Here is a 1,307-nt window from a genome sequence, read left to right as displayed (position 1 = left end):
CAGCAGAGCGCCCCGAGCGCGGCGAGCTGACCGTGACCCGCCCCGCACCCGACGGCCAGCCGCTCCACCGGCGCATCGGCAGCGAGCTGCGCGCCCAGATCCTGGGCCGCACGCTCGCGCCCGGCGCGCAGGTACCCACCGAGGCCGAGCTACAGGAACGCTACGGCGTCTCCCGCTCCGTGGTGCGCCAGGCCCTGGCGTCGCTGGAGCAGGAGGGACTCGTGGAGCGCCGTCGGGGGCGGGGCACGACCGTACGGGAGCGTGGCGAGCTGCACCGCCTGGTGCAGCGCGTCCCGGGCCTGTCGACCCAGGTCGAGGGCGAGGGCGTGCACGTGACCACGCACGTCCTGGAGCTCGGGCTGGAGCCCGCGTCCGAGGCGACCGGCGAGCTCGCCTCCGAGCGGGTGCTGCGCCTGCGACGCCTGCGCAGCGCCGGTGACGAGCCGCTCGCCCTCATCGAGACCTGGCTGCCCGAGGAGCTCGGGGACCTGAGCGCCGAGGAGCTGACCGACACGTCGCTGCACGCCACGATCCAGCGCCGGTTCGGCACCCACGTGGTGGCGGGCCGGCGGCAGGTCCGGGCCGTGGGCGCCGACGCCGACACGGCGGAGCTGCTCCGGGTGACCGCCGGGACGCCGGTGCTGCTGCTCGAGGGCACCAGCACCGACGAGGCCGCCCGGCCCGTCGAGGTGTTCCGCACCTGGCACCGCGCGGACCGCGTGGTCTTCGACATCAACGTGATCCAGGAGCCCCGGACCTCCACGGGCAGCCTCCGCGAACGCCTCGACGCCCTCGGCCGCGAGATGCTCGACCTGGCCCGGGAGCTGGAGAGCGCCGAGGGCCGCTGATCCCCGCCGCCACCCGACCCTCAGACGGCTGCGACCACCCAGTCCTCGTCGTCCAGCACCCACTCCGTCCCGGTGCCCTCCGGCTGCACGGTGTCGATGAGCCAGTACGTCTCGTCGGGGTTCCACCCGGCGATGACGCTCGCCACGCCGTCGTCGACCGGGATCGCCGTGCCCGCGGCCACGAGGTAGGCGGCGGGGGTGAGGTGCACCGCGTCGTGCACGGCGGCGACCGCCGCCCAGTCCGGCAGCGCCCAGCGCCCGACGCGGCCGGTGGTGCTGTACCAGTCGTGCCGCTTCTGGGCGGTCACCTCCAAGGGGTACTCGCGGCACAGCGCCGCCCAGGCCGCCGGGCCGTCCACCTCCAGCACGCGCGCGCCGGCGGGGACCGCCACGCGGTGGGTCACGGCCCGCTCCCACCCCATGTCGTCCTCCACCAGCCGCAGGCCCACCGGCCCGTGC

The 1,307-nt window shown here is 76.1% G+C and carries 1 protein-coding gene and 1 pseudogene; one reads left to right on the top strand and one right to left on the bottom strand.

The window, feature by feature from the left end; translation table 11 throughout:
* A partial coding sequence (locus tag PROKR_RS05970) for a GntR family transcriptional regulator (RefSeq protein WP_051432728.1) occupies nucleotides 1–848 on the top strand: 848 nt, incomplete at its 5' end.
* 20 nt (nucleotides 849–868) lie between these two features.
* Here PROKR_RS05970 and PROKR_RS05965 read toward each other — a convergent pair.
* A pseudogene (locus tag PROKR_RS05965) lies at nucleotides 869–1,307 on the bottom strand (hypothetical protein); the annotation flags it as partial.

The organism is Promicromonospora kroppenstedtii DSM 19349 (genome assembly GCF_000515355.1).
Classification (GTDB): domain Bacteria; phylum Actinomycetota; class Actinomycetes; order Actinomycetales; family Cellulomonadaceae; genus Promicromonospora; species Promicromonospora kroppenstedtii.
Note: the sequence above shows the minus strand (reverse complement) of the source record. Positions and strands in the feature narration are given on the sequence as shown.